The sequence below is a fragment of the Bacillus sp. DX3.1 genome (assembly GCF_030292155.1).
Classification (GTDB): Bacteria; Bacillota; Bacilli; order Bacillales; family Bacillaceae_G; genus Bacillus_A.
Genome location: NZ_CP128153.1, coordinates 1,222,813 through 1,249,521, shown reverse-complemented (window position 1 = coordinate 1,249,521; position 26,709 = coordinate 1,222,813). Strand labels below are relative to the sequence as shown.

The 26,709-nt window shown below is 37.1% G+C and carries 24 protein-coding genes, 1 pseudogene and 2 other annotated features; of the genes and pseudogenes, 7 read left to right on the top strand and 18 right to left on the bottom strand.

Annotated features, from left to right (window positions below; all coding sequences use genetic code 11):
- Positions 1-141 precede the first annotated feature (141 nt).
- The gene (locus QRE67_RS06180; RefSeq protein WP_286124024.1) at positions 142-1,008 is read right to left on the bottom strand and encodes a WXG100 family type VII secretion target; all 867 of its coding nucleotides are present in this window, start codon (positions 1,006-1,008) and stop codon (positions 142-144) included.
- 259 nt (positions 1,009-1,267) lie between these two features.
- Entirely contained in the window at positions 1,268-1,441 is a 174-nt protein-coding gene (locus QRE67_RS06175; protein WP_286124023.1) for a hypothetical protein, read from the bottom strand.
- A gap of 235 nt (positions 1,442-1,676) precedes the next feature.
- Between QRE67_RS06175 and QRE67_RS28835 the strand changes: the two genes are divergently transcribed.
- The 3 genes from QRE67_RS28835 to QRE67_RS06165 all read left to right on the top strand — a co-directional run bounded on the left by QRE67_RS28835 (position 1,677) and on the right by QRE67_RS06165 (position 4,273).
- The gene (locus QRE67_RS28835; protein WP_483298664.1) at positions 1,677-1,820 is read left to right on the top strand and encodes a hypothetical protein; all 144 of its coding nucleotides are present in this window, start codon (positions 1,677-1,679) and stop codon (positions 1,818-1,820) included.
- A 24-nt stretch (positions 1,821-1,844) separates the two neighbouring features.
- Entirely contained in the window at positions 1,845-2,315 is a 471-nt protein-coding gene (locus tag QRE67_RS06170; protein ID WP_483298663.1) for an acetylglutamate kinase, read from the top strand.
- 1,520 nt (positions 2,316-3,835) lie between these two features.
- Entirely contained in the window at positions 3,836-4,273 is a 438-nt protein-coding gene (locus QRE67_RS06165; RefSeq protein WP_286124022.1) for a DUF5065 family protein, read from the top strand.
- 70 nt (positions 4,274-4,343) lie between these two features.
- Here the strand turns inward: QRE67_RS06165 and QRE67_RS06160 are convergent, their stop codons facing one another.
- The 4 genes and pseudogenes from QRE67_RS06160 to QRE67_RS06145 all read right to left on the bottom strand — a co-directional run bounded on the left by QRE67_RS06160 (position 4,344) and on the right by QRE67_RS06145 (position 6,121).
- Positions 4,344-4,529 carry a DUF3976 domain-containing protein gene (locus QRE67_RS06160; RefSeq protein ID WP_286124021.1) on the bottom strand — a complete coding sequence of 62 codons (186 nt, stop codon included), beginning with the start codon at positions 4,527-4,529 and terminating at the stop codon, positions 4,344-4,346.
- 48 nt (positions 4,530-4,577) lie between these two features.
- Positions 4,578-4,955 carry a permease gene (locus QRE67_RS06155; protein WP_286124020.1) on the bottom strand — a complete coding sequence of 126 codons (378 nt, stop codon included), beginning with the start codon at positions 4,953-4,955 and terminating at the stop codon, positions 4,578-4,580.
- Between the two features lie 22 nt (positions 4,956-4,977).
- Entirely contained in the window at positions 4,978-5,181 is a 204-nt protein-coding gene (locus QRE67_RS06150; RefSeq protein ID WP_286124019.1) for a helix-turn-helix transcriptional regulator, read from the bottom strand.
- A 379-nt stretch (positions 5,182-5,560) separates the two neighbouring features.
- Positions 5,561-6,121, bottom strand: a pseudogene (locus QRE67_RS06145) (GNAT family N-acetyltransferase).
- 85 nt (positions 6,122-6,206) lie between these two features.
- Positions 6,207-6,457: a binding site (T-box leader), on the bottom strand.
- Between the two features lie 957 nt (positions 6,458-7,414).
- On the opposite strand from QRE67_RS06145, the gene QRE67_RS06140 reads away from it, so the two are divergent.
- On the top strand, positions 7,415-10,300 hold the full coding sequence (locus tag QRE67_RS06140; RefSeq protein WP_286124018.1) for a 2-oxoglutarate dehydrogenase E1 component: 2,886 nt from the start codon (positions 7,415-7,417) through the stop codon (positions 10,298-10,300).
- Between the two features lie 150 nt (positions 10,301-10,450).
- The gene (odhB, locus tag QRE67_RS06135) at positions 10,451-11,701 is read left to right on the top strand and encodes a 2-oxoglutarate dehydrogenase complex dihydrolipoyllysine-residue succinyltransferase (RefSeq protein WP_286124017.1); all 1,251 of its coding nucleotides are present in this window, start codon (positions 10,451-10,453) and stop codon (positions 11,699-11,701) included.
- Between the two features lie 81 nt (positions 11,702-11,782).
- On the opposite strand, the gene QRE67_RS06130 is transcribed toward odhB, so the two are convergent.
- The 3 genes from QRE67_RS06130 to QRE67_RS06120 all read right to left on the bottom strand — a co-directional run bounded on the left by QRE67_RS06130 (position 11,783) and on the right by QRE67_RS06120 (position 15,610).
- Positions 11,783-13,117, bottom strand: coding sequence for an FAD-dependent oxidoreductase (locus tag QRE67_RS06130; protein ID WP_286124016.1), 1,335 nt, complete (start codon positions 13,115-13,117; stop codon positions 11,783-11,785).
- Between the two features lie 417 nt (positions 13,118-13,534).
- Positions 13,535-14,776, bottom strand: a complete 1,242-nt coding sequence (locus tag QRE67_RS06125) for a TcaA 3rd/4th domain-containing protein (protein ID WP_286124015.1) — start codon at positions 14,774-14,776, stop codon at positions 13,535-13,537.
- A gap of 18 nt (positions 14,777-14,794) precedes the next feature.
- Positions 14,795-15,610, bottom strand: a complete 816-nt coding sequence (locus tag QRE67_RS06120; protein ID WP_286124014.1) for a DUF6574 domain-containing protein — start codon at positions 15,608-15,610, stop codon at positions 14,795-14,797.
- 394 nt (positions 15,611-16,004) lie between these two features.
- Between QRE67_RS06120 and QRE67_RS06115 the strand changes: the two genes are divergently transcribed.
- On the top strand, positions 16,005-16,853 hold the full coding sequence (locus QRE67_RS06115; RefSeq protein WP_286124013.1) for a hypothetical protein: 849 nt from the start codon (positions 16,005-16,007) through the stop codon (positions 16,851-16,853).
- Positions 16,854-16,869: 16 nt separating this feature from the next.
- Here QRE67_RS06115 and QRE67_RS06110 read toward each other — a convergent pair whose 3' ends face one another.
- Together QRE67_RS06110 and QRE67_RS06105 are read right to left on the bottom strand one after the other, a co-directional pair.
- Complete coding sequence (locus QRE67_RS06110; protein ID WP_286124012.1) at positions 16,870-17,556, bottom strand: DUF2278 family protein; 687 nt, start codon at positions 17,554-17,556, stop codon at positions 16,870-16,872.
- A 102-nt stretch (positions 17,557-17,658) separates the two neighbouring features.
- Positions 17,659-19,155 (bottom strand): L-lactate permease, encoded by a 1,497-nt coding sequence (locus QRE67_RS06105; RefSeq protein WP_286124011.1) that lies wholly within the window; start codon positions 19,153-19,155, stop codon positions 17,659-17,661.
- 166 nt (positions 19,156-19,321) lie between these two features.
- Here QRE67_RS06105 and QRE67_RS06100 point away from each other — a divergent pair, with 166 nt between their 5' ends.
- Complete coding sequence (locus tag QRE67_RS06100; RefSeq protein WP_286124010.1) at positions 19,322-19,882, top strand: DUF4240 domain-containing protein; 561 nt, start codon at positions 19,322-19,324, stop codon at positions 19,880-19,882.
- A gap of 40 nt (positions 19,883-19,922) precedes the next feature.
- On the opposite strand, the gene trpA is transcribed toward QRE67_RS06100, so the two are convergent.
- Genes trpA through trpE form a run of 7 tightly spaced genes read right to left on the bottom strand, consistent with a single transcriptional unit; the run spans position 19,923 to position 26,275 of the window.
- Entirely contained in the window at positions 19,923-20,684 is a 762-nt protein-coding gene (gene trpA, locus QRE67_RS06095; RefSeq protein WP_286125198.1) for a tryptophan synthase subunit alpha, read from the bottom strand.
- A 3-nt stretch (positions 20,685-20,687) separates the two neighbouring features.
- Positions 20,688-21,881 carry a tryptophan synthase subunit beta gene (gene trpB / locus QRE67_RS06090; protein WP_286124009.1) on the bottom strand — a complete coding sequence of 398 codons (1,194 nt, stop codon included), beginning with the start codon at positions 21,879-21,881 and terminating at the stop codon, positions 20,688-20,690.
- A gap of 2 nt (positions 21,882-21,883) precedes the next feature.
- Positions 21,884-22,492, bottom strand: a complete 609-nt coding sequence (locus QRE67_RS06085; RefSeq protein ID WP_286124008.1) for a phosphoribosylanthranilate isomerase — start codon at positions 22,490-22,492, stop codon at positions 21,884-21,886.
- A complete protein-coding gene (gene trpC, locus QRE67_RS06080; RefSeq protein ID WP_286124007.1) occupies positions 22,489-23,250 on the bottom strand; it encodes an indole-3-glycerol phosphate synthase TrpC in 762 nt (253 codons plus the stop codon). Before trpC ends, QRE67_RS06085 begins: the two co-directional genes overlap by 4 nt.
- The gene (gene trpD, locus QRE67_RS06075) at positions 23,251-24,276 is read right to left on the bottom strand and encodes an anthranilate phosphoribosyltransferase (RefSeq protein WP_286124006.1); all 1,026 of its coding nucleotides are present in this window, start codon (positions 24,274-24,276) and stop codon (positions 23,251-23,253) included.
- The gene (locus QRE67_RS06070; RefSeq protein WP_286124005.1) at positions 24,273-24,860 is read right to left on the bottom strand and encodes an anthranilate synthase component II; all 588 of its coding nucleotides are present in this window, start codon (positions 24,858-24,860) and stop codon (positions 24,273-24,275) included. The genes trpD and QRE67_RS06070 overlap by 4 nt, the downstream gene beginning before the upstream one ends.
- Positions 24,857-26,275 (bottom strand): anthranilate synthase component I, encoded by a 1,419-nt coding sequence (gene trpE, locus QRE67_RS06065; protein ID WP_286124004.1) that lies wholly within the window; start codon positions 26,273-26,275, stop codon positions 24,857-24,859. The genes QRE67_RS06070 and trpE overlap by 4 nt, the downstream gene beginning before the upstream one ends.
- 51 nt (positions 26,276-26,326) lie before the next feature.
- Positions 26,327-26,569: a binding site (T-box leader), on the bottom strand.
- Positions 26,570-26,709 lie beyond the last annotated feature (140 nt).

Sequence of the window (26,709 nt, the reverse complement as noted above, 5' to 3'; positions counted from 1 at the left end):
AAAGAAAGTGCGGTAACAAAAAGTACAGCTAAGGAAAAGTAAATCCTGTCCTTCCATGTATCATGTACAACCATGCCCAGTATAATCATTATTAATGCACCAATACATATAATTATTTTTGAAAATTTGCGCATTCCATTATCACTCTTCTTTCTGAAATTTAAAAGTAACTCCTCCGCCATAACCATTAGGAGCTGTTGCAGCAAATCCTGATTCTTCACCTGCGCGGAATCTATAACCATATCCACCTATTATAATCTCACCTTTAACACTTATATCATAATCACCTAATACAGGAATATAATCAGGTATCTTAATTTTAGTAATTTCCGCTTCATATGTTTGCAACGCTATCATCGTTTCACTTTTAAAAGAATACCCTTCAATTCCATAGACATAAGAGGCTGTCCCCTGTTTACTAGTTAAAGTAAGGCTCTCTCCAAATCTCGGAGGAGCATCAATTTTAATAGATTCTTCTGCTACTGCTCCTTCAATTTTTATACCTATCATATCTTTTTTCAAAACGTCTTCTTTAATAGCATCAAAACTATAAGGTAAATTAAACTCTGCTGAAGCACTTCCTGCTTTAAAGGTGAGACTTGATTTATCTGTAATTGCATTGTTTGCTTCCATTAAAGTTCCTTCAGCTTTTAATCCGAATCTATCACCTTCTTTTTTTTCTATACTTCCTTTCAAATACTCTACATCTTTTTGAGATTGTGCCTTCGCTATCATATAATCCACTTGGTCTGCTTCGCGGAATTTCTTAGCGGAATTTTTGAGTTCTTCTGAAATTTTATCAAATAGGTTATTGACATTAAAAATTTTCGGTTTTGCTTCGTTAAACATTTGATAAAATTTTTGACTCGTTGCACCTGTCCACTGAGAAGCTATGTATTCTGTTTGATTATAAAGGTCTTTGTGAATATTATCTAAAGTATGCTTTATATCTTGCACCAACTTAGCAGACTGATCCAAACGTTCTGGAGTAATTTTTATCAGACTCATAACCATTCCCCTTTTAAATATTTATGTAGAATATTTTACCACGAGAGAATGATTGAAAAGAAGAATATTTTACCTGCTCATAGGAATTTTTTACAGTGGATTAAAACGATAATTCATGAAAAAGGAGCCCACAGCTACTAAACTGTAAACTCCTTAGCTTCAAACTTTATTAAGTGCAACAATATTTGTACAACATGTCGTTTCTGTAAAACCAACTAAATCATAATTGCATTATACAGTCCCCACCTAGTAAAGCTTCTTAGTATTGTCGAATTGATTGTCTTAAATCTCTCATAAAGTCACCGTTGCCAATTCGAGAGTTTCCCCCTACAGTTTCGACAACTGTTTGTTTAATATCTTGTTGGAATTGATCTTGGTTAGAACCACCTAAAGCAACATCGCCTTGAACAGTTACTACATGGTTAACAGTCACACTGTAGGCTTCTGATGAGTTTTATCGTTTCGTATGATATATTTGCGATACTATTTATCATGAGTAGAATACGAGTTTGCACATAAAGATTCGATTTTTTACATCTATGGAATCATTTAAATACGTAACTTGATGATGTCACCCTAAACATATGAAAAAAATGTTTGGACACGAGAACATAGTAATGGACTTTATCATAACGTGAGGTATATATGGTCAAAGGGGTGTAATCATTATGTATCCTTATTGGGAATCCAGTTATTTCGTACATCATACGCCATATGTAATTTGGAATCCACCATCTGCATTTCCGATGGCACGGAATTATCGCATCAGTAAGGCTGAAGTTGATTTAAAAAGTTATATGCGTTTACTATAGGAACAACATGTTGCTTGGACAAGGATGGCCATCATCAGCATTATTTTTAATTTGCCTGATGTTAACTTTGCTATTACACGTCTCCTTCAAAACGCTCCGGATATGGGAAATCCACTCAAGCTTTTCTATGGTAAAAATGTAGCAGAAAAATATAGTAATTTGATAAAAGATCACTTAGTAATCGCCGCGGATCTTGTTAAAGCAGCAAAGGCTGGCGATCAAAACGCCGCATCAATTGCAGAAAGAAAATGGTACGCCAATGCAGACGACATTGTTGAATTCTTAAGCAGTATAAATCCATATATACCTAAAGAAGAATTTAGGAAAATGTTTTATGAACATCTGGCATTGACTAAATCTGAAGCAGTATCCATCCTAAGTAAAGATTATCAGTCAGGTGTTCAATTGTATGACAAAATTGAGAAGGAAGCTTTAGAAATGGCAGATGCACTTACTGCAGGAATAATAAAGCAATTCCCGCAACTATTTCAATAAAAGAAAAAGTACCGGTTCTGTCAAAGGATCCGGTTTATTTTTCGTTACTATCGTGTACATTCATCAACGCTTTTAAGGTAAATTACAAAATACAAATCTTGTAACGAATAATATTTAAAACTCCGTCCATACTGTAGATAGGCTGTTAAACAGCTATTAACTCTATGCACCTAATCTTTCCCTTCTCCCTAAGGGCAACCGAGCAGTTAGCTGATTGAGCTAACTGCTTTGTTGTACAAAATAAAATTTTTGTTGAGTTATTTCATCCAAAGAAATATGATTATTTTTCATAATGTTTTGATCTATTCAACTTTACTTTATTTACGATGTTTATCAGAATTTATCATATTCATGTTTTAAAAGAGAATATATCTTGGAATCGCAATACACATCATTAATTATTACGCTTTGTTTCTAGTTTTGGGATTTCATTTGTATTTTCCATCTCTCATTTCCCCTTTGTTTGAAATTTGGACACATTCACTTAGTTTTTTCTGAATAATTATTCTATTATTTTGTTGCTGGCGTTAACCGTTCAAATAATCCAGTAACTACATCCGCGAACTCTATTCTCTATATCCTGAGGGTAGAGTTTTTATTTGTAGGGTTTTCCTCTTTTAACCTTGCGATTCGTTTCTCCATTTCTACCGCTTTTCCTTTGCACGTAATTTGTATACGATTTGGACACATTTATCATGCTGGTTTTCCGAAAATTCGTGTTACTATTAATTTGTCGAGTTCGTTACTTTTCGACAATAAACGACTTTCCGTCCATCCATCCCCTTGAATCCCTGTCCCCGCGGGGATTCTTTTATTTATGATTCATTTATTGGTTCTACTGAATTTACAACTACCTCTAGCTCTACTTTGCTTAGTTCTTCAAACAAGCTGTCACTTGGCAACTTATCAGTCAAAATATGATGGCACTCGTACAGCTACTTCGCATTGAAACAAAAGATGTCCAAACTTGGTCATTAGAGGAAGCAAATCAATTTCTTGAACACACAGAAAATGAGTTAGCATCCCCCCCTTCCCTTAATAGATAAAAACCATTAGCCCTCTAAATGATCGTTATTTGCGTTCGTTTGTTTTGTAAATAAAGTAGTGTGCACCTTCACTTTAATTAGATGCCTCTCTTGTATTTGTAACTTTGTTCCTTTAGTGGATGTGATTTTTATGTTCTACCAAGAACAGAGACAATAAGAAGTTTCAATGTTGCATGTTCGAACACGATGAAGGATTAAATGAAGGACTCGCGAATTACTCCAATAACGAATACGCTGAAAAAGCAGAACAAAATAAAGTGAAACTTTAATCAGTGGGGGTATTACTGCCCGTTAATGCGGGATAAAGCGAATTAAGGATTATTCACTCTCAAAAAAATGAATATTCAGAATAAAATTCTTTGATTACCATTATTTTCATGTATAATTAAAATATCTAAACAATCAGTGTTGTAATACGAGCTGAGCATGTCATCAAACTGCTCTAATTACTTAATTATATCGGAGGACAAACACATGATGAAATTAGGAAAAATAACTTTAATCGGAGCATTAACATTTGGAAGTTTCACAACTGTAGAAATGATTAAACCGACTACACAAGCAGCTGCAGCTTCTTTAAACGGAGTTTCTGTAAATACAACTCGAACAAACTTCACTTATCCAAATCCTATTACAGCAAAAATCAAAAATGATGATGATTTTGAAACTCGTGTTCATATTCAACCAGAGAAACTAGTCAACGGCAAATGGAAAAATGATGGAAACCTTGACACAAAAACATTTAAAGGCTGGTACGCATTACCAGAAGAGTATTTTGGAATCTCCATTAATACAGACGGAACAAACGGAGGAGTTCATGGCAAAGGAACTTATCGTCTTAAAGTTGAAGTTTTTCACACAAATGGTGACTATTTAGGATCATTCTTCACTAACACATTTTATGTAAAATAAGGCGAGCATTTAAATGAAAAAACCTATTTTTATAAATCAGCAAAAATAGGTTTTTCATTATTTATTCTTTTTACAGTCCCTTACTTATCACCACAACTAAAACAACAATCCCCACAAACATCACAACTAAACAGCCAATGAGTTTATAAAATCCCCTCTTCGTCAGCGTATTATCCTTTGTAATATCTTTACGAATAAACAAATACATTGCTACAAATAAAATGAGACCTATACCAAATGTATAAAGAAATTGCATTTTCCTTCCCCCTTCTTATATTTACTAATAATACGTTTAAAAACGTTCTTAATATCTATTAGACAAAACTACAAATGATAGGAAAACCGTACTAATCGTTAAAGCCATTAATATATTAAGCAGTTCAATCGCAGATAATGTAAATAAATTCAAATTTAGACCTATAGAAAAAATAAGGTAATACGTCAACAACGCGAAGTATGAATAGAACATTCCCTTTTGACGAATCAACTTCATACGTTCATCTTTCTCTTTAAACTGCGGATGTAAGTAACTTAAACAAAAGCACATTACCATCATTGCCAATAATGTATACGTTGGCGCTGGCGGTGTAGAATGCGTCATGATACCTGCAAACACCATAAACGCTCCCATTGCAAAAAAGAAAATCCCCATGATTAAAAAGTATTTTTGTGAATAGTTCATCTGTATTCCCCCTTATGTAAATTTACTTTGCTTTTCTCTCATAAAGAAATACGTTCTCGATGGTTGTATGAAATGTTTTCGCAATCTCAAATGCTAAAGGAAGAGAAGGATCATACTTTCCTTTTTCAATTGAAATAATTGTTTGTCTTGAAACACCCAGTGTTTCAGCTAGCTTTTCTTGAGAAAGCCCATATTTTTTTCTATATTCCACTAATTTATTTTCCAAGGAAATTTCTCCCTCCTCACTTAATCACAGTATAATTGTAAAGGAACCTTTACGTCAAGTTTCCTTTACATAACTAACCCATATTTTCCCTAACCACATAATAACTCTCCGTCTTATCTGTTCTCATGAAAAAGCATACTATTAATAATGTAACAAATCTTCCAATATATCTTTGTGCTTTTCTTCTATTGATAAATAACAATACATTTGTTTAATTCTGCTGCCATAAATACGCAAAACACCGTTTGAAAAATTCAAACGGTGTTAAAATAATTGTTTATTATTCTTTGACTTGTATTTATTTTACTCAAAATTAGTAACAATACCGTCGTTTAAAATTAGATTTTATTAAACTGAGATGGGAATCCCCCTACAATTCTTACTCCGTTTTTGCATAAACACATGTGTCTGTAAGATGTTTTCCGTCTACGGATAAATCTTCATTCCTAAGAATTCCCTCTAACTTGAAACCTAATTTTTCAAGTATGGAGCGACTTTTTATGTTTGTAGACTCACATCTAACCTCTAATCGCCTACATTTTAATTTTTTCATCGCCAAGTTAGTTAATTCATTTATTGCTTCTATCATATAGCCATTACCACTAAACTTAGTATTGATCCAGTAACCTATTTCACATTTTGGAATTTCCCATTCTATATTGTGAAGGCTTGAAGACCCTATAAATTCTTGTGTTTCTCTATGAAAAATAAGAAAACGGAAACTTTCTCGTTTTAAAAACTTTATGTGTGCTTCTCTCATATTAATTTCTGTTTCTTCTAAAATAGGGATGTTCTGTGCAAATGGCAACCAGGAGCTTAATTCATTTATGGAAGCTTTAATTGCCTCATTTACCACTTTTCCATCTCAAGTTAATGGCATTCGCAATATTAATCTTTCTGTTTCTAATGTAGATGGAATCTCTAATAATATAGGATTCAAAGTTTGTCACCATCCATTTCATTAACATGTATTTTTGAAATATAGCCGAAATTAATAAAAACTCTCACCCCCAAGATATATAAATCTTGAGGACGAGAGTTTTATCTTCGTGGTACCACCTCAGTTTGTTGATATGTCGCCATATCAACCTCTTCAGGTATATCTATACCCTATCTCTATATCGGGAGAACCCGTCTTACTATCCCTAATTTCAAAATTAGTTTGGTAAGAAGCTCCAAGGCTTTATTCGTTAAGTTGATTATTGCTCCTTTTCAGCTATTGGGAGCTCTCTGTAAATGATTTCCCCTTAACTACTCTTCTTTTCAACGCTTATTCATGTTCAATTTTAAATTATAATAATAATGTTTTCTGAATTTGTCAATAATTACTAAAATTTCCGAAAGTACATGTTTGTCTTTTCTTCAATTAACCTGCTACGTTCAACAAGAAACTTAACAATTGTATTGTCACTCATCTTCTTCCCCCTACTACGCCATCTTCTTTTTTTGCTATCATGATTATTTTTATGACCTGGATGGAAAAGTATAACTAATGAAATGAGTAAATAAGCTCCTGCCAGGTTGCACCAGCTTGTTTATCACTTTACCTAAATTTACAAATTTGCTATATCAATCATTTACCATTAAGAAAAATTAGTATAGCTATATGCACTTTATTTTTTAGCACACTAAAATTCTTATCCTGTATGAATAAAGCAAGACATCATATTAGAGCAATTTTCTGCTATATTTGCAAAAACTAACGACTTGTAGACGATTTTTTATAATAATCATCACTTATAAGCAAATACTTCATTTTTTCTTTCATTCTTTAACACTATCGAAATAAAGTTTATGCTAAATTCATAATTTTTTATTTTTTATATTATATTCCGTTATATTGTTGTATAATATTCTTGAAAGCGCTTATTATTTTAATATACATAAATCAAATCACACTTTGACAAAACATTCTTATAATTACAATTATTTTCCCGTGCAGAATTTTGTATTCTATTTTATTTCAAGTACGGATGTACCAATTGAAATCACCCATTTTTTTCCTCAAAATTACTTTATAACATAAAAGATTAACCTGGGTGATAAGTAATTGTGAATGTTTTTCCACAAAACAGATAAGTAATAGTGTTTGGTATTATGTAAATTATTGTAATAACATAAGAGTAAAGATAAAATTTACATTCATTACTGGTTCATCAATTATGAAAAGAGCAAAAAATGCATCCTTTTCCAATCATAAGGAGAGGCCTAATGCATTGGGAGGTTTAATCAAATGACGAGGAAGAATACAAATACAAACCCTTGGATCAAATTCCATGGTCCGAACCTTGGCTATGTTATTGAACAGTATGATCGTTACGTGACTGAGGAAGGTTCTGTTGATCCGGAATTAAAAGAGCTTTTTGCAAATTGGGGAGCTCCTCCATTTCAGACTGATGTCACAGCGGGGAACAACACGGAAACAAATTTTCCTTCTCAAAACACGGCAGACATTGAAAACATTATTAAAGCGGTACAAATCGTAGAGAGTATCCGTTCATTCGGTCATCTATCCGCTCACATTAATCCAATGGAAGAACATACTGATGGACAATCGTTACCACATACAACAATGCATGGATTAAGCGATAGCGATTTGAAAGCGATTCCAGCTAAAACAGTTTGGGCAGATGCACCAGGAGATATTCAAACAGCTTTTGATGCGGTTAATAGATTAAAAGATGTTTATACGAAATCTTTAGCCTATGAATTCGCTCATGTACAAGATAGCGAAGAACGTGCATGGTTGCATCAAATGGTGGAATCAAATTCCTTGCGTCACCCATTAACAAACAAAAAACAAACTGCTCTCTTAAAACGCTTAACAGCTGTTGAAAGTTTCGAGCAATTTTTGCATAAAACATTTGTCGGTCAAAAACGCTTCTCTATCGAAGGCGTTGATATGCTTGTACCTGTACTTGATGAGATTATTTCTGAAGGTGCAACTAATGGCGTAAACGACGTTATGATTGGAATGGCTCATAGAGGACGTCTTAGCGTACTTGCTCACGTATTAGAAAAACCATATGGTCACATGTTTGCTGAATTCAAACATGCAACAATAAAATCCGATAAATCCGAAGCTGCAATTAACAGCAGTATTGGATGGACGGGAGACGTGAAATATCACTTAGGTAAAGAGCAAGTTGTCGGATCTGAAACTGCTCGTACACGAGTTACTTTAGCGAATAACCCAAGTCATCTTGAATTTGTTAACCCTGTTGTAGAAGGTTATGCACGCGCAGCACAAGAAAATCGCCAAAAAGCTGGTTATCCAGAACAAGACGTATCTAAATCTTTTGTTATTTTAGTCCATGGTGATGCGGCATTCCCTGGTCAAGGTATCGTGTCTGAAACGTTAAACTTAAGCAGACTAAACGCATATCAAACAGGTGGAACCATTCATATTATTGCAAATAACGCAATCGGCTTTACAACAGATAGCTTTGATTCTCGTTCAACAAGATATTCAAGTGATCTTGCGAAAGGCTTCGATATTCCGATTGTTCATGTGAACGCTGATGACCCTGAAGCTTGTCTTGCTGCTGCTGACCTTGCGATTCAATATCGCATGCGTTTCAAAAAAGATTTCCTAATCGACTTAATCGGCTATCGTCGTTATGGTCATAACGAAATGGATGACCCAGCAGTTACACAACCTCAAGTTTACAAGAAAATCAAAAAACATCCTACTGTAAGAGCGTTATATGCAGATCAACTGCAAGCTGAAGGTGTTCTAAATGCAGACGAAGTTGAAACAATTACGCAGTTCGTACAAGAACATCTAAAAGCGGAATATGCACAAGTACCACCTGCTGATACTAGTGCAGCAACAATCCATGTTAAAGTTCCAGACGTAGTTGCAAGAGGAATTCAACCAATTGATACAGGTCTTCCTCTCGAAACATTACGCGCATTGAACGATGGTCTTCTAGCATGGCCGGAAGGTTTTAACGTATACCCTAAAGTGAAGAAAATTCTTGAACGTCGTAAAGATGCTCTTGAAGATGGCGGTAAAGTGGAATGGGCTCTTGCTGAATCTTTAGCATTCGCTACGATTTTACAAGATGGTACGCCAATTCGTTTAACAGGACAGGATTCACAACGTGGTACATTCGCACACCGTCATATCGTACTACATGATACAGAAACAAACGAAACATATTCACCATTGCACCGCTTGCCAAATACACGCGCTTCTTTCTCTGTTCATAACAGTCCGTTATCAGAAGCTGCTGTTGTCGGTTATGAATATGGTTATAATGTATTCGCTCCAGAAACTCTCGTTATGTGGGAAGCACAGTACGGTGATTTCTCAAATACTGCACAGGCATTATTTGACCAATATGTTTCAGCAGGAAGAGCAAAATGGGGACAAAAATCAGGTCTAGTCCTTCTTTTACCTCACGGTTATGAAGGTCAAGGTCCTGAACACTCTAGTGCGCGCCCAGAACGCTTCCTACAGCTTGCTGCGGAAAACAACTGGACTGTTGCAAACTTAACAAGTGCGGCACAATACTTCCATATCTTACGCCGTCAAGCATCCATTCTTGGAACAGAGGCTGTACGTCCGTTAGTAATCATGACACCAAAAAGCTTATTGCGTCACCCACTTACAACTTCAGCTGGTACTGAATTAAGTGAAGGGCGTTTCCAAGCTGCACTAGAACAAGAGAACCTTGGTACAAAACCAAACAAAGTAAAACGTCTTGTCTTAACAACTGGTAAAATGGCAATCGATTTAGCGGCAGATATTGAATCTGGTAAACAACAGCATAATTTAGATGAAGTGCACATTGTTCGCATTGAGCAATTGTACCCATTCCCTGCTGAAAAAGTTCAATCTATTATAAAACGTTTTAAAAACTTAGAAGAGATCGTATGGGTGCAAGAAGAACCACGAAATATGGGTGCTTGGCATTATATGGCCCCAATTCTATTCGAACTCGCTGGTGACAAGGTGAAAACGGGCTATATCGGACGTCCAGACCGTTCAAGTCCATCAGGTGGCGATCCACATGCACACCGAGCAGAGCAAGAATTAATCGTGGCACATGCATTAGATGCAAGATATAACTTCCGCCAAGACAAACAGGAAATAGAAGTTTTTAGCAACTAAATATGAAAGTGCACCACCCTAGCTCATTTGGGCAGAACTCTTCCTACTCTTTGAAAAGGGTCTGCCCAATCAAGCTGGAAAAACTGGAGATTACCGAAGAAAAAAGAAGATAAAACACACCGTTAGGCAAATAAGGGGAGGACATTTAAAATGATCGAAATTAAAGTACCTGAGCTTGCAGAATCTATTTCAGAAGGAACTATCTCACAATGGCTTATCAATGTAGGCGACAAAGTTGAGAAAGGTGGCAGCGTTGTTGAGCTTGAAACAGACAAAGTCAATGTAGAAATCATTGCAGAAGATTCAGGTATTGTATCAAAACTATTAGGAGAGCCTGGGGATACAGTTGAAGTTGGCTCCGTTATTGCAATTTTAGATGCAAACGGCACTGCAGTAAGTACACCTGCTCCACCAAAAGAACAACCAAAACCAGAAGTTACTGAAGCACCAAAGGCTGAGGTTTCTAATACTCAAAGTCCACAAGCGCTACAAGGACTTCCAAATACAGACCGCCCAATCGCATCACCGGCTGCTCGTAAAATGGCAAGAGAATTAGGAATTGACTTAAATGAAGTACGCAGCACGGATCCACTTGGCCGAGTAAGACCGCATGATGTCCAAGCACATGCTGCTGCACCAAAAGAACAGCCAAAACAAGAAAAAACAAGTCCTAAACCAGCTGCAACTACTGAATTTGAAAAACCAGTTGAGCGCGTGAAAATGTCCCGCCGCCGTCAAACAATTGCAAAACGTCTTGTAGAAGTTCAACAAACTTCTGCAATGTTAACAACATTTAATGAAGTTGATATGACTGCAATCATGGCACTACGTAAAGAACGTAAAGATGCGTTTGAAAAGAAACATGATGTTCGTCTTGGCTTTATGTCATTCTTCACAAAAGCAGTTGTTGCAGCATTAAAACAATTCCCATTGTTAAATGCTGAAATTCAAGGCGACGAGCTTATCTTAAAGAAATTTTATGATATCGGAATTGCTGTAGCAGCTCCAGATGGATTAGTGGTTCCTGTTGTACGTGATGCAAACCAATTAAACTTCGCTGAAATTGAGAGCGAAATTCGTAATCTTGGTAAAAAAGCTCGCGATAACAAACTTACATTAAAAGAACTACAAGGTGGCACATTTACAATTACAAACGGAGGCGTGTTCGGTTCCCTTATGTCAACACCAATCCTAAACAGCCCACAAGTTGGTATTCTCGGTATGCATAAAATCCAAGTAAGACCAGTTGCGATTGATGCAGAACGCATGGAAAACCGTCCGATGATGTACCTTGCTCTATCTTACGATCACCGTATCGTAGACGGAAAAGAAGCAGTTAGCTTCCTTGTTGCCGTTAAAGAAATGCTTGAAGATCCAAAATCATTATTACTAGAAGGTTGATCCTTTAAACAATAGATTCAGAAGATACAAATGCCCTCCTTGAATATTTCAAGGAGGGCATTTTACTAGTTACGAAGGCTGCTATTCCGCTCGTCGTGCCGCTTGTTGAATCGGATCCCATACACTATTGTATGGCGGTGCATAACTTAAATCGACATCTTCTAAATCATGAATGCTCATTTTATGAAAGAGTGCCATGGCAATGACATCGATTCGTTTGTCCACGCCTTCTCCTCCAATCACTTGTCCACCTAGTAATTGTTTTGTGTCCGAGCGATATACTAATTTTACATGTAATGGTTTTGCACTCGGATAATAACCCGCCATGTTTGTAGAATCTACTTTAACCGTTTTATATGGTAGCTTTAATCCACTTGCCTCTTTTTCATTTAAACCTGTTTTTGCTAATGTGAGCCCCATAAATTTGATAATGCCGGTTCCGAGAGTACCTTTAAACGCTCTTCGTTTATCAATCATATTCATCCCAGCAATACGTCCTTGCTTATTCGCAGTTGTACCGATCGGGATATGGTCTTGTATTTCTTTTACGATATGATAATGCGTTGCACAATCTCCTGCGGCATAAATGTCTTCTACATTCGTCTGCATATAGGCATTTACTTCAACTGCCCCTTTTTTATTTGTACGAATCGTTGTCCCTTCGAGAAAGTCGGTATTTGGCTGTACACCAACCGATACTAAAACAAAGTCAGTTTTGTATGTTCCTTTATCTGTTTCAATGGATTCTACTTTCCCATTCCCCTTAAACGCTTTTACATTTTCATTTGTTACAATTTCAATGTTATGTTTCTTCGCTTCTTCCTGTATGTATGCTGCCATATCAGCATCATAAATCGTACCAATATGATCATTTCGTTCAATCATTCGTACTTTTTTACCAAGCTCCACAAATGTTTCAGCCATTTCAAGACCAATGGCTCCGCCGCCAATAATCGTTATCTGCTCTACATGATACGTTTGCAAAGTCTCCAATATTTGCTTTGCATGCGGAATTGTTTTTAAAAGATGAATCCCTTTCAGATTCTTCCCTTCCCAATCTGGCATAACAGGTCTTACTCCCGTCGCAATTAACAAGCGGTCGTATTCATATTGAAATGCTTCCTCCGTCTCTGCAAAGATTCCATGTACGACTTTATTTTCTGTATCAATCCGTGTCACTTCATGATGTACTTTCGCATCAATCCCGTATTTATTACGAAACGTCTCAACATCCCGCGCAATTAACTTTTCTGTAGAAGGAATTTTACCGCTAATAGCATATGGAAGACCACACTGTGCATATGAATATATTTCACCCTTTTCTAACGTAATGACTTTTGCCGTTTTATCATTTCTAATAATTTGCATGGCTGCGCTCATTCCAGCTGCATCCCCGCCGATGATTATATAATTCACCAAACCACTCCTTTGCTTACTCTCTACTGTTTTACCGTATCCAAATTCTCCGTAAATAAATCCTTTTCTTCATGAAGTTTTTTCTCTTTATTAAAAAATAAAAAGACAAGCAATTGTATGAAAAACCTAGAAGTTGGGTTATTTTCAAACATCATATAAACGCGATAGGTAAAGTGGCATGTCTAATAAGATAGAGTATTAATATGCTATATAAATCCATTTTGATTTTTCGACATATAAGCCGCGGCTATGGATAACATAAGGTGACCTGCACTCGTTTTCTCTCTTTGTTTTCACTATGTCTGGGCAGGAAAAGGAACTGACCGCGGCTATGCATGAACGGATGCTCTCTCCCACCTAAAAAGAAGGGGGTTATGTCGGTTTTTTAATTTGTATTTATATAGTTCATAGCGCACCTTACTCCATACTTTTAATCAGCTCAGCATTATACGTCTCTACTTCATTTAACTCACCGGTATAATACGAATTTTCTCGATACCAAGATTGCTTTAAGAAGTATGCACGCATTTCTTTTGATTCAAAGATATGCCCATGTCGAGCATATATCTCATTTCTCGCAATCTGCAGCTGTCCTTTTGTTAAATTCCGTAAGTTTGCACTCGTTAGTTTACGGAGGTGGCTATCACGAAAATAAAAATCATTATATGAATATTGTGGCGGTGTTGACTCGGAAGGCGCCGGCTGTTTTTCGGGTTCTTTTTGAAACGAGAGTGTATACGATTGGCCGGTCGTTACATTTTCTACCTTTGTTCGTTCTTTACCGCTTGGTCCATCTTTTTCTAAATAAATAGAGACGCTCCCGTCCGTAGCCACTGGTCCCCATTTTATCTCTTCCCCCATTAACGTCGTAATCGGTTTCTGATTGGCATACAATGTGGCTCCCGTTACATTCGTTTGAATCGTAATATAGTGACCCTTTAACGCTAAATCGACCGTTACATTATTTTGACTCTGTTTCATAAGCAAAACCTTTTCCTCACGCTGTAACTTCACGTACTCATTTTTATACTCTGACTGAAATATTTGAAGACCAGGAAAGAAAGGTCCATATTGCTTTTCAAACATTTTATCGTTTGTTTTATCTAACTCTTTCCCATTCATTTTAAGTACTGCGTCTTTTTCATCTGCAAGTAGTGACACATAATATGTTTTTGCTTTTAATTTATAACGATCAAATAAAAAGAAATACTTCCCATCCTTTGTCAGTGCAAAGTCTACTTTTCCCACTTCATTCTGTTTCTTTTTTTGCTGTTGAATAGAGGCTTTTAACTCTGTAATATAAGACGGATATTCTTTTATATAATTGAAAAGTGGCTTCACAGTCTCTTCATCGACTAAAAATTGCGGATCATCTGTTTTAACGACGTCTATTAATTTTTCTGTATTTCTTTCTTGTAGAATGGTAACAATTCTATCAATTTGTGCTTCAGCCGAATAATATTTCGCTCCATATAAATATGCCCCACCAATACAAATGATACAAATGGCTAAAATCGCGAACCATATTTTCTTTCCTTTGCTCATCCTCCTTGACTTTGGTACAGGTGGTTCCGGTTCATTCGATATGTCATGACCACACTGCTGACAAAATTGTTGTCCATCATCTAACTGTAAACCGCACTTCGTACAAATATTCATCGATTCATCCACCTTTCATTAGAAGTTTGTTAGGCCTCCCAATAAAGTATCAAAAATCATTTTCATATAAGCCCCAAGTACGATATAGCTTGCAATCGTCATTAATATATAGGCAATAAGCAATGTGTAAACTGGATCTACCCCACCCCGGTCTAGCTTTAGTATCGAAACAATTGTACTGACGCTCATACACATTAAGGCAAAACCTAAAAAAAGTGGTAGTAGAAAAATTAATACAAAACTAAATAAGAACGCTACAACAAGTAAAGCGACAACCGGGGTCGAAACTGTCCCCCACACGCCTAGTGCTTCTAAAAAAGAAAAAGATGATTTCATGAACTTGCCGCTTAAAAAAACGATAAATCCGATAAAAAGAAATAAAATTAGTAAAAATAAAAAGACTTTAAATGATTCGCCAAAAACGGATGGTGTTGCCTCAGGGGCAAAGTCAGCTCCTGTTTCACTCATAATACCTGTTGCAATTGATACAGTCGTACTCATCATTCGGTAAAAGGTACAAGCCAATAAGAAACAAATAAGAACAAGGCTTGTAATTCCATTCCTTACTTCAATATGCCCACTTTTCATAATTGCAGTTGGAAATTTTAACGCATTCTTAAAAAATTGAAAGTAGCCACTAGCAAATTGCTTCGCCTGATTTACGTTTTCATTCGAACGTCTTTCTTGCACTGGTGCCGCCACTTCATACGTTCGCTCTTCACCCTGCTCTGCACTTTGACTAGTCGCTAAAACTGGCTCTGTAAATGAATGTCCACAACTACCACAAAACTTCGCTTCATTGGTATTCTCTATTTTACAATTCGGACACGTCATCCTATCATCTCCCTTAGTATGTATCTTCTAAGCCGTCACAGATTCAATATATGTACTAGGAGACGAAACATGACTCACGAAATAAGGTTGTATACCTATATGAGTTGATATCGGCATATATATAAATCTATTTTGATTTTTCGACATATAAGCCGCGGCTATGGATAACAAAAGGTAACCTACACTCGTTTTCTCTCTTTGTTTTCACTATGTCTGGGCAGGAAAAGAATCTGACCGCTTCTATGCATGAACGGATGCTTTCTCCCACCTAAAAAGAAGGGTTTTATGTCGGTTTTCTAATTTGTATTTATATAGGTATACACAATATTTAAAAAACTTTACAAAACTCGTATTTCATAGAAAAATAGACATCAATAAAAGCCAAATAGATAGGATGAAAAGAATGGAATTTGCAAACTCACTTTTTAACATATTTATTACTAGTTTTATACAATTATTTTCTTTAATTGGTAGCATCATTTTGGTTGGTTTTTTATTAGGTTATTTAGAATCACTTACACGAACATACTGGACAAGAACCTTTGGCCGAAAAGGTTTTCTCTTAACCGCGTGGATTGGTGTTCCAATTCACGAATTTGGACATGCCTTTATGTGTGTATTATTTAAACATCAAATCATAGGTATCCAGTGGTTCCCAACCAATACAAGTAACGGTTATTTAGGCTATGTAAAACACCAATATAATTCAAGAAGTATGTATCAAAAAATAGGCAATTTTTTCATCGGTATTGCTCCTATTTTCTCAGGGATTACAGCATTAATACTCTCCATGTATTATTTAGTACCGCAATCCTATTCATTATTTATGAGTTATCTTGAAACAAACATCCAAGCATCAAATATAAATGGTGAAATGATTCAAAATATCTTTTTCTCATCATTCATATTATTAAAAAGCCTTCTTACTACTAGTAACCTATTCAATCCTTCTTTTTGGTTTTTTCTTTTTATAGCAATTTGTATTTCTACACATATTTCCTTAAGTAAACCAGATATAGAAGGCGCATTAAACGGGCTTATCACAATATTTGTGTTCCTTCTTCTTTTCAATGTGGTAGCAGGAATTTTCCATTATAACAGCGATACGCTAATAGGAAATATCGTAAAATACAATACGTACTTACTAGCTTTTTCTAGCGTTGCAATATTATTTTCATGTATTTCTGTTGGAATCAGCTATACTCTTTATAAAATAAAAACAGCTAGTTCTAAAATGAACTAGCTGTTTTCTATTATTCTTATTTATCCCCTGTCTTATAATTACAATGTTCAACAGGAATACGCGCGTGCCCCTGTTCATCTGTACACCAAGACTGCGACTGAAATGCAAGAAAGATTCCAACCCATTGCTGCTCTTTCTCAAAGTGAATGAGTATTCCGCCGTCCTGCCATATTCCATTGTCCTTTTCCCACTTTTCCACATTCCCTTGATTCATATGAATATCGTGTATACCATTACCAGGTTTGAAATGAAAGTATGAATCTGGAGTATTATTTTCCGGACCCCATCGTTCTCCAAACGCGTAAATAATTGCCTTCTCCTGTATTGCTCTTTTTATATAATGTTCCATTTTTTCATTTAAATCATTGTTAGCTCCTGATTTTTCAGGTGGCAAAGGGATCATCTGTTTCGAATCAAATACATTCCCCCTCACATAATCTAACGCAACCCTTGGTTCATTATTTTTCACTTCCGTAAAACCAAATGGTAATGTCGGTAAAATCGTAATGGCTTCCGATTGAATATTTTCACTTGCAAAATATAATACTTCTGATGGATAACTTTGCGATTTTACATTAATTGCAATACGGTATTCTACTTCTGCTTCCCCTTGCAAATGAACTTGATAATGAGGTGTTTTCCCTTTTCCTATCATAGATTGTAGTGCTATACCTTTTAAGACTCCATAGTTTTTTAAGGGCATATAATTCATCTCCTATCTATTTAATCGAAGCTCTTACTACTTACAAATTATCCTATAACAAAAGAAAATCCTCCTAAAACAGAGGATTTTCTTTCAAATGTTTTATTGTAATACATACCACACAATCACTTCTCCCACTACAATCAACACAGCCCCAAAAATAATAAGCGTGGTCTTCTTCAGTAATTCATTTTCTCGAAACGGAATATTACATAAATAAGCGCCAAGTGTAATCCGTGACGGGCAAGCAATTGTCGCTACAGAAGAACTTGTATTTTGCAGCGTTGCGACAAATTGCCACGGAAGTCCTACATTCTGCGCTGTTTGCATTTGTAGTTTAATAAACATGGCGTTCGATCCGGCGTTACTTCCCGTTAAAAATCCCCCAATTGCACCGATGAACGGAGCAATAAAAACAAACATTATTCCAAATGTATTCCCAGCTGCTTCCGCTAACAATGAATGCATGCCTGCTGCACCCATTAATTCCGAAATAGCAATGAACATTGTCGTAGTAATCGCAAATGGGATCCATTGTTTCACTGTTTGAGAAAAAGATTGTTTTATTATAGTAGAAGGAAAACGGAAGAAAATAATGGTAAATAAACAAGTAACCCCAAGCCAAAATCCTGGTGAATACAATAATTCTAGCTTGTAAGAGTAGGCTGGCAAGTTAAGAACAGCGTATGATTGCAGCATACTATGAAACGATGGAATCATACGAGATAGTAGTATACACACTGTTAAAAATAAGTACGGACTTACAATTTTCACAATGGACACTTCCTGCTGCGCTGTAGCTGCATGTTCCGAGTATAGTTCCTTCCCTTGCTTTTCTTTCATTTTAATAATAATAAAACCGAACGTGATTGTTACAATCGAGCTTAAAATCCCAGCTAATTCAACGCTAACATATGCATTAGACAGATAGATGGATAAAGAGAATAATAGAAAAAATCCAGCCGCTTCTCTCCACTTTTGCATCACCGCTGACCAACCGCCAATTACATATAAAGATAGGATTATAAAATAAGCGAAGAAAGGTATGCTTAATAGGGCTGTCCCTACCCCCATTTTTGTGAGCGACATACCGATAAGCTGTGACCCAATAATCGTTCCGGTTGCCATCGCTCCCCATGAACTAGCCAATAAACCGATAAACGATAGTAAGACTGCTTGAAACGGTTTATAACCGAGCGAAAGAAAAATAGGAGCGGCAACCATAAAGCCGATTCCAAATCCGCTGACCGATTCAATAAGAGGACAAATTCCAAAACACATAAGCAGCATTTGCAGCAAACGATCATGTGTAACGTGTTCTATAAAGCGTGCAACTTGATTGATATACCCCATTTTATTCATAAGGTGAAATAAAAAAATACCAAAAAACAAAACATATCCGACAATAAAACAAATAAGGCCACCTTTAATTGTTGCATGGACAATCTCTCCCATTTGCAGGCGAAACATCGGTGTTAGTAAAACGATTCCACAACACACAGCATAAGAAATTAACGATGCTTTCAGTGATGTTTGCCTAAATACAAATAAGCAAATAAAAATCATCATAATCGGAATAAGAGCTAACAATACTGCCATACAATCATCTCATTTCTTGAAAAATACAATTATCACTATTATATATCAGATGGGAAAATATTCAATTAATTTTATGACTGTTTTTCACCTTACATTATTTTCAAAACTTTCCTAAAATTACGCTATACTGCAAGAAACACTATACTTTTCAAAAGGAGCAATGCAAATGAACAAAGAACACTTTTGGCAATTTATTGCCCAAATGAATAAGCAGGAAGAATCAACTGAATGGTTAGTTGATCATTTATCCACATGCTCAGCAAATGAAATTACAGATTATGAAATTCATTTCCAAACTGCTCTTAAAGAATCTTATACATCTTCTCTATGGGCAGCTGCTTATATTATTTTTGGCGGATGTTCTGATGATTTATTTGATTATTTTAGAGGCTGGCTCATTGCCCAAGGACAAGAAGTGTTTGAATCTGTCCTGCAAAACCATGAAAATCTAGCAAACTTAATTCCTTCTTATTATGAAGAGGAAGAAATTATTCCTGAATGCGAAGAAATGTTAAATGTAGCCCTTGAAGCTTTTTCTTTAAAAGAAACGGGGGATATAGAATGGGACGACGATATTTGGAATAAATTTGATTCCTTATTAGATGAAAAGGGACATGATTCATCTATGCCTGACATTGAGTTCGATTGGGAACAAGATGATGAAGAAGGATTAGCAAAACGTTTCCCAAAACTTTGGGAACGTTTTGGTGAAAATCCATTAGGTTAATATGAGAAAAAAGGCTCCCTTAACAGGCAGCCCCTTCTTTTTATTTTACCGCAGCAATTAGCTCACAAATTTCATCTTGTTTTTCTTTTTCTAACAGCTCAATTACTTTACTTCCGACAACAACTCCATCACATACACCAATCATTTCCTTTATTTGCTCAGTTGTTGATATACCGAATCCTGCAACAACCGGAAGCTGCACATGCGCTTTTACCTTTTCTAAGTAGCTATGCAATTCCTGATTGAAATCACGTCTAACACCAGTGACACCCGCAACTGTTACCGCATATACAAACCCTTGCGACTCACTCGTAATCTTTTCAATCCGTTCAATCGGGCTCGTTATTGTAACAAGGGGAATCAAAGCAATATTTGCATCACGAAGCAGCGGTGCGATAATATCTTGTTCTTCATATGGCAGATCAGGAACGATAATCCCATCAACACCTGCTTCAAGGCAACTTCCTATAAAACGCTCTTTTCCAAATGCTAAAATAGGATTCAAATATGTCATGAGTACAAATGGAATTTGTACTTCCTGCCTTACTTCTGCTAATGCCTCAAAGATTCCTTTAAGCGTTGTTCCGTTGTCTAATGCTCGCTTCCCTGCTCTTTGAATTGTCGGTCCATCTGCGACTGGATCAGAAAAGGGAATCCCAATTTCAACAATACTTGCCCCTGCTTCATCTAAGAAACGAATTTGTTGTTGTAACCTTTGTAAACCACCGTCTCCTCCCATTACATACGGAATAAATGCTTTTTTTCCATTTTGAAACGCTGCTGTAATTCTTTCTACTCCCATCATTTACACCTCTTCCATATAGCGTTTTATGCTTTCAACATCTTTATCACCACGGCCCGATAAACAAATGACAAGTCCTTCATCTTGCTTCATTGTAGGAGCTAGTTTTAATGCATATGCAACAGCATGTGAGCTTTCTAATGCTGGTATAATTCCTTCTTTTTTCGTTAGCAATTGAAAAGCATGTAGTGCCTCTTCATCTGTTATAGAATGATAGGATACACGGCCAATATCTTTTAATAAGCTATGCTCTGGTCCAACTCCCGGGTAATCGAGCCCTGCCGAAATGGAATGTGCTTCTTGAATTTGCCCTTCTTCATTTTGTAAGAGATACATCATTGAACCGTGCAGAACTCCAACGCTTCCTTTCGTTAATGTTGCTGCATGCTTCTCTGTCTGAACCCCTTTACCTGCTGCTTCCACGCCGTGAAGAGCAACTGCTTCATCCTGTACAAATGGATAAAACATTCCCATCGCATTGCTACCGCCGCCGATGCAAGCTACAACAGCTTCCGGTAATTTCCCTTCTAACGCCTCATATTGCTTCTTCGTTTCCTTACCAATGACACTTTGGAAATCGCGCACCATTTGCGGAAATGGATGTGGTCCAAGAACAGATCCCATAATATAATGCGTATCATGCACATGTGCAACCCAGTAACGAAGCGCCTCGTTTACTGCATCTTTTAATGTCCCACTACCTGCTGCGACGCTTTCAACTTTCGCCCCTAATAGCTCCATACGAAAGACGTTTAACTTTTGGCGTTTCACATCCTCTTCTCCCATGAAAATGACGCACTCTAAACCGAGTAAAGCACATACCGTCGCTGTTGCAACCCCGTGCTGACCAGCCCCTGTTTCTGCCACAATTTTTTTCTTACCCATTCGCACCGCCAGAAGCCCTTGCCCAATTGTATTATTGATTTTATGAGCTCCTGTATGATTTAAATCTTCCCGCTTTAAATAGATTTTGGCACCACCACAATACTTCGTAAGATTCTCTGCAAAATAAAGTGGTGTTTCTCTTCCAACATACGTTTGTAAATAATGTTGTAATTCTTGATGAAACGCCTCATCTTGCATTGCTTCTTTATATGCTTCTTCTAATTCTAAAACGGACTGCATTAACGTTTCTGGAACATACCGTCCTCCGTATATACCGTAATGACCTTTTTCATCTGGATACGCATATTTCATGTTTAACACTCCTTCGCTTTTATAATAAATTGTCTAATTTTCTCGATATCTTTCTTGCCATCGGTTTCGACACCACTGCTAACGTCAACCATATACGGCTTAACCATTTCAATCGCTTTTGTAATATTTTCAAGATGTAATCCACCAGCTAATATACATTTTTTCTGTATTACATTTGGCATATGCTCTAGTAACTGCCATGAAAATGTTTTTCCATTCCCTCCATGAAACGCTTCTTTTGGACTGTCAAATAACACATAATCAGCTTCATAGTCTTGTGCTCTTTCTATATCGCCGCTCGAATTTACTCCAATCGCTTTTATAGACGTAATATTCAATCTTTTAATATGATGATTTGGTTCATTCCCATGTAGCTGTACATGCGTTAAGCCACAATCCTTTGCGATTTTCTGGATCACTTCGACCGATTCATTTACGAAAACGCCAACTTTCATTACATGCACTGGAAGCTCCTCGATTATTTGTTTTGCCCGCTCGGGTGCAATTTCCCGTTTACTTTTTGCAAAAACAAATCCGATTGCATCCGCCCCATATTCGCAGGCTATTTTTGCTGTTTTTACATCGGTGATACCGCAAATCTTTACTTTCATGTTGTCACCTTTAGCGACTGAAAGAAATCTCCGACAGAAGGTGCTGTCATCAATGCTTCTCCAACAAGAATTCCTTTTGCACCAGCTTGTTTTACACGAATGATATCCTCCCCCGTATGAATGCCACTCTCACTAATCCAAGGCACATTTTGTTCGTTTAACCGTTCCCCAAGCTTTTCTGTTATCCCGAGATCCACTTCAAATGTTTTTAAATTGCGATTGTTTATCCCGATTACATGTGGTTGTAGAGCCAGCGCCACTTCTAACTCCGCCTCATTATGCACTTCCACAATCGCTTCTAAGCCAAGCTGATTTACATGTTCATATAGTTCTATTAATTTTTGTTCTGTCAATGCAGCAACAATGAGTAAAATCAGATCTGCTCCAGCTTCATATGCCCTGTCAATTTGGATTTTATCAATAATAAAATCTTTACATAAAAGCGGAATCGTAACGTTAGCTCTTGCCGTCTCTAAATCACGAAATGATCCTTTAAAGAATTGTTCATCTGTTAAAACAGAAATCGCTCCTGCGCCGCACTGTTCATACGTTTTCACTTGTTTTGCGACATCCACATGCAAATTGATATCTCCTTTAGATGGAGAAGCACGCTTCACTTCAGCAATAACTGTAAATTGCTGCAGTGCTTCTACAAGAGAGTATGATGTACGATTTGGCTTCACTGGTGAATATGTTTCATACAATATCTCTACTTCTTTCTTTTTCTGCTGTACAATTTTTGTTAAAATAGTTTCCATTTAATTCACCCTCTCTAACTTTTTGTTACTTGCAGCAATCAATAGATTTAATTTAGCTAACGCTTTTCCAGAATCAATGCTATGAGCTGCAATGCGAATTCCTTCCCCTATCGTTGCTGCTTTTCCGTTTGCAAAAAGGGCAAGACCTGCATTTAATAACACCGTATCGCGGTATACACTGTCTTCTCCTTGCAGCACTTGCAATGTAATGTTTGCATTTTCTTTCGCATTTCCGCCTCGAATCTCTTCATTATTCACCCGAGAAAACCCATACTCTTCTGGGGAAACATTCACTTCTATAATCTTGTTATCTTTTAAAATCACCACATGATTTTCTCCTTGCAGAGATGCCTCATCTAAAAATCCGCTACCATTCACAACAAGTGCTTGCTTTCTGCCAAGCTTTTGCAATACTTGCGCTACTGGCAGCAGCATATCGCGCTTATAAATACCAACAAACTGTGTTTCAAGGTCAATCGGATTTGTAAGTGGTCCAATTAAATTAAAAATGGTTGGTACATTTAATTCTTTTCTTATTTTCATAATGCGTCTAAGTGCCGGATGCATCGCTGGTGCAAATAAAAAGGCAATGCCTACTTTCTCTAATAAAAAATCAATTTGCGCTGGTGTACATGCGATATTTACCCCGAGTTCTTCTAATAAATCGGCACTCCCTGTTTTACTAGAAACAGCGCGGTTTCCATGTTTCGCAACCTTTACGCCAGCACCAGCAAGTACGAAAGCAGATGTTGTACTAATATTAAATGTTTGTGCACCGTCTCCGCCTGTTCCGCAATTGTCCATCGCCCCTTGAATATGGTTAGAGAATGGCAATGCTTTTTCCCGGAGAGCACGAACGAGACCGTATATTTCATCCGCCGTTTCACCCTTCGCTTTTAATAGTGCTAAAAAGGCAGCAATTTCACTTTCTAATATATCTTCGCCTAATAGTGCAAGACCCGCTTCATACATTTCATACTCTGTTAAATCCTGTCCCTCTACTAATTTCCGAAGATAACGATTCATACTCTCTCCACCTCTTTCACATCGGATAAAAATGCACGTATTAATTTTCCGCCTTCTTCAGTCGCAATCGATTCGGGATGAAACTGTAGTCCAAAGAGCGGATAGTAGTTGTGGCGAACTGCCATAATTTCTCCGTCATCCATCGCTGTTGCTAATATGTCAAAGCAACTAGGTAACGTTTGTTGTTCCGCTACGAGCGAATGGTAACGCATCGCACTTAATGGCTGTTTTACATATGAAAATATAGATGTACCGTTATGTTTCACAAGCGATGTTTTCCCGTGCTTAATGTGCGCTGCCTGCACAATTTCTCCGCCAAATGCGGCAACAATCGCTTGATGCCCAAGACAAATGCCAAGAATCGGAATCGTTTTATAAAAGTGTTGAATCACTTCCATACAAATCCCCGCACCTTCTGGTTTTCCAGGTCCTGGTGAAAGAATAATTGCGTTTGGCTTCATTTCCTCAAGTTCCTTGATCGTCACTTTATCGTTACGTAGCACCACAATCTGTTCTGCACTAGCCCCTAACAATTGATATAAGTTGTATGTGAATGAATCATAGTTATCAATGAGTACAATCATTTCATTACCTCCAGAAGTGCTCTCGCTTTATTTAACGTCTCTTCGTATTCGGCATTTGGATTCGAATCATACACAATACCAGCACCTGCCTGCACATATGCTTTCCGATTCTTTACAACCATCGTTCGAATGGCGAGTGCCATATCAAGATTCCCTGAGAAAGCGATATATCCGACAGCTCCGGCATACACATTTCTTTTTTTCGTTTCTAATCCATTTATAATTTTCATCGCCCTAATTTTCGGAGCTCCCGATACCGTTCCTGCCGGTAAACAATATGCTAATGCATCAAAGCAGTTCATTTGTTTTCCTAATATTCCGGAAACTTCGGATACAATGTGCATCACATGTGAATACTTCTCGACTTTCATATATTTATCTAATTGAACCGAACCGATTTCACTCACCCGTCCGATATCATTTCGGCCTAAATCCACAAGCATCATATGCTCTGCTCGCTCTTTCTCATTTGCAAGCAGCTCTTTCGCTATCTTGTCATCCTCTTCTTTCGTTTTTCCCCGCGCTCTTGTTCCAGCAATCGGGTTTGTCATCACTTTTTCATCTCGTACAGAAAGTAAACTTTCTGGTGATGAGCCAAGTACGACATAATCTTGAAAATCAATGTAAAACATATAAGGCGATGGATTCGCAATCCGAAGCCGGCGATAGAGCGCAAATGGATCACCCGTAAATTCACTTTGCAAACACTGTGATAATACAACTTGAAAGATATCACCTGCTCGAATGTATTCCTTTGCTTGTTCAACCATCTCACAAAACTTTTCTTCTGTTACAGAAGATGTAAATGATAAAGAAGCATGCGTTTCTTTTACGTGCTCTTCTGCCCCACTCAATACATCCTGCTTATATGCTTGCAACTGTTCATAAACCTCTTCATAGGAGTCCATATCATCTTCCCTACATACATATACAAATGATAGTTTTTGTCGTAAATGATCATAGACAACAAACATGCGGTAAAGTAGTACATGAACTTCTGGAATATTTACTGGGTCAGACAACACTTCTCCAATATCTTCATATTGACGAATCACATCATAGCCAATATAGCCAATTGCTCCTCCGCAAAACGGAAATGGACTTTCTACTTGAGATGGCGCAAGCACCCTTTCCAACACCTGTAATACATGTTCTTCTACCTTTTCCGTCACACCATGTATCGTAATCTCTACCGCTCTACCAACACTTTTTATTTCTCCATAAGGGTCACATCCTAAGTAAGAATAGCGTCCTTTATCTTGATGTAGCTGCGAGCTTTCGAGTAAAAATTTTTTCTTCCCCTTCATACGGCGATATAAAGAAATTGGCGTCAAACTATCTCCTTCTTCTTCCTGAATCACGAGAAATGTTTTTCCTTGTTGTTTTTGCATCATAAATTGTTCTTTCGTTATCATAACTTTCACCTCTCTATTGAAAATAAAAAAGTCCCCTGCATATCGAAATATGCAGAGGACGATAAATTTACCGTGGTACCACCTCTTGTTGGATGCAGAGCATCCCTCTTTGTTCAGGTACAAATATATACCCTATCCTTGTAACGGCGGAACCCGGGCTGCCTACTTATACTTACCTGTTCAGCATGCCTCTCGTAAGCCCATTCCGCATATGGCACCGCACCGGGCTCTCACCTATCCCCGGCTCTCTGGAACGTCTCCAATATACGTACTCTTCTTACTCAACGATTTTACTTATTTATTTTTATAGAGGATGTTCAAAAAGTCCAGTAAAGATAGCTGCCCTATTTCTTCGTTACGTCGCCAGTCCGGTACTCATGTAGTTCCATCTACACTCCGTATCCTCCTGGCTTCCGCGCCTCGAACTGCTCGGC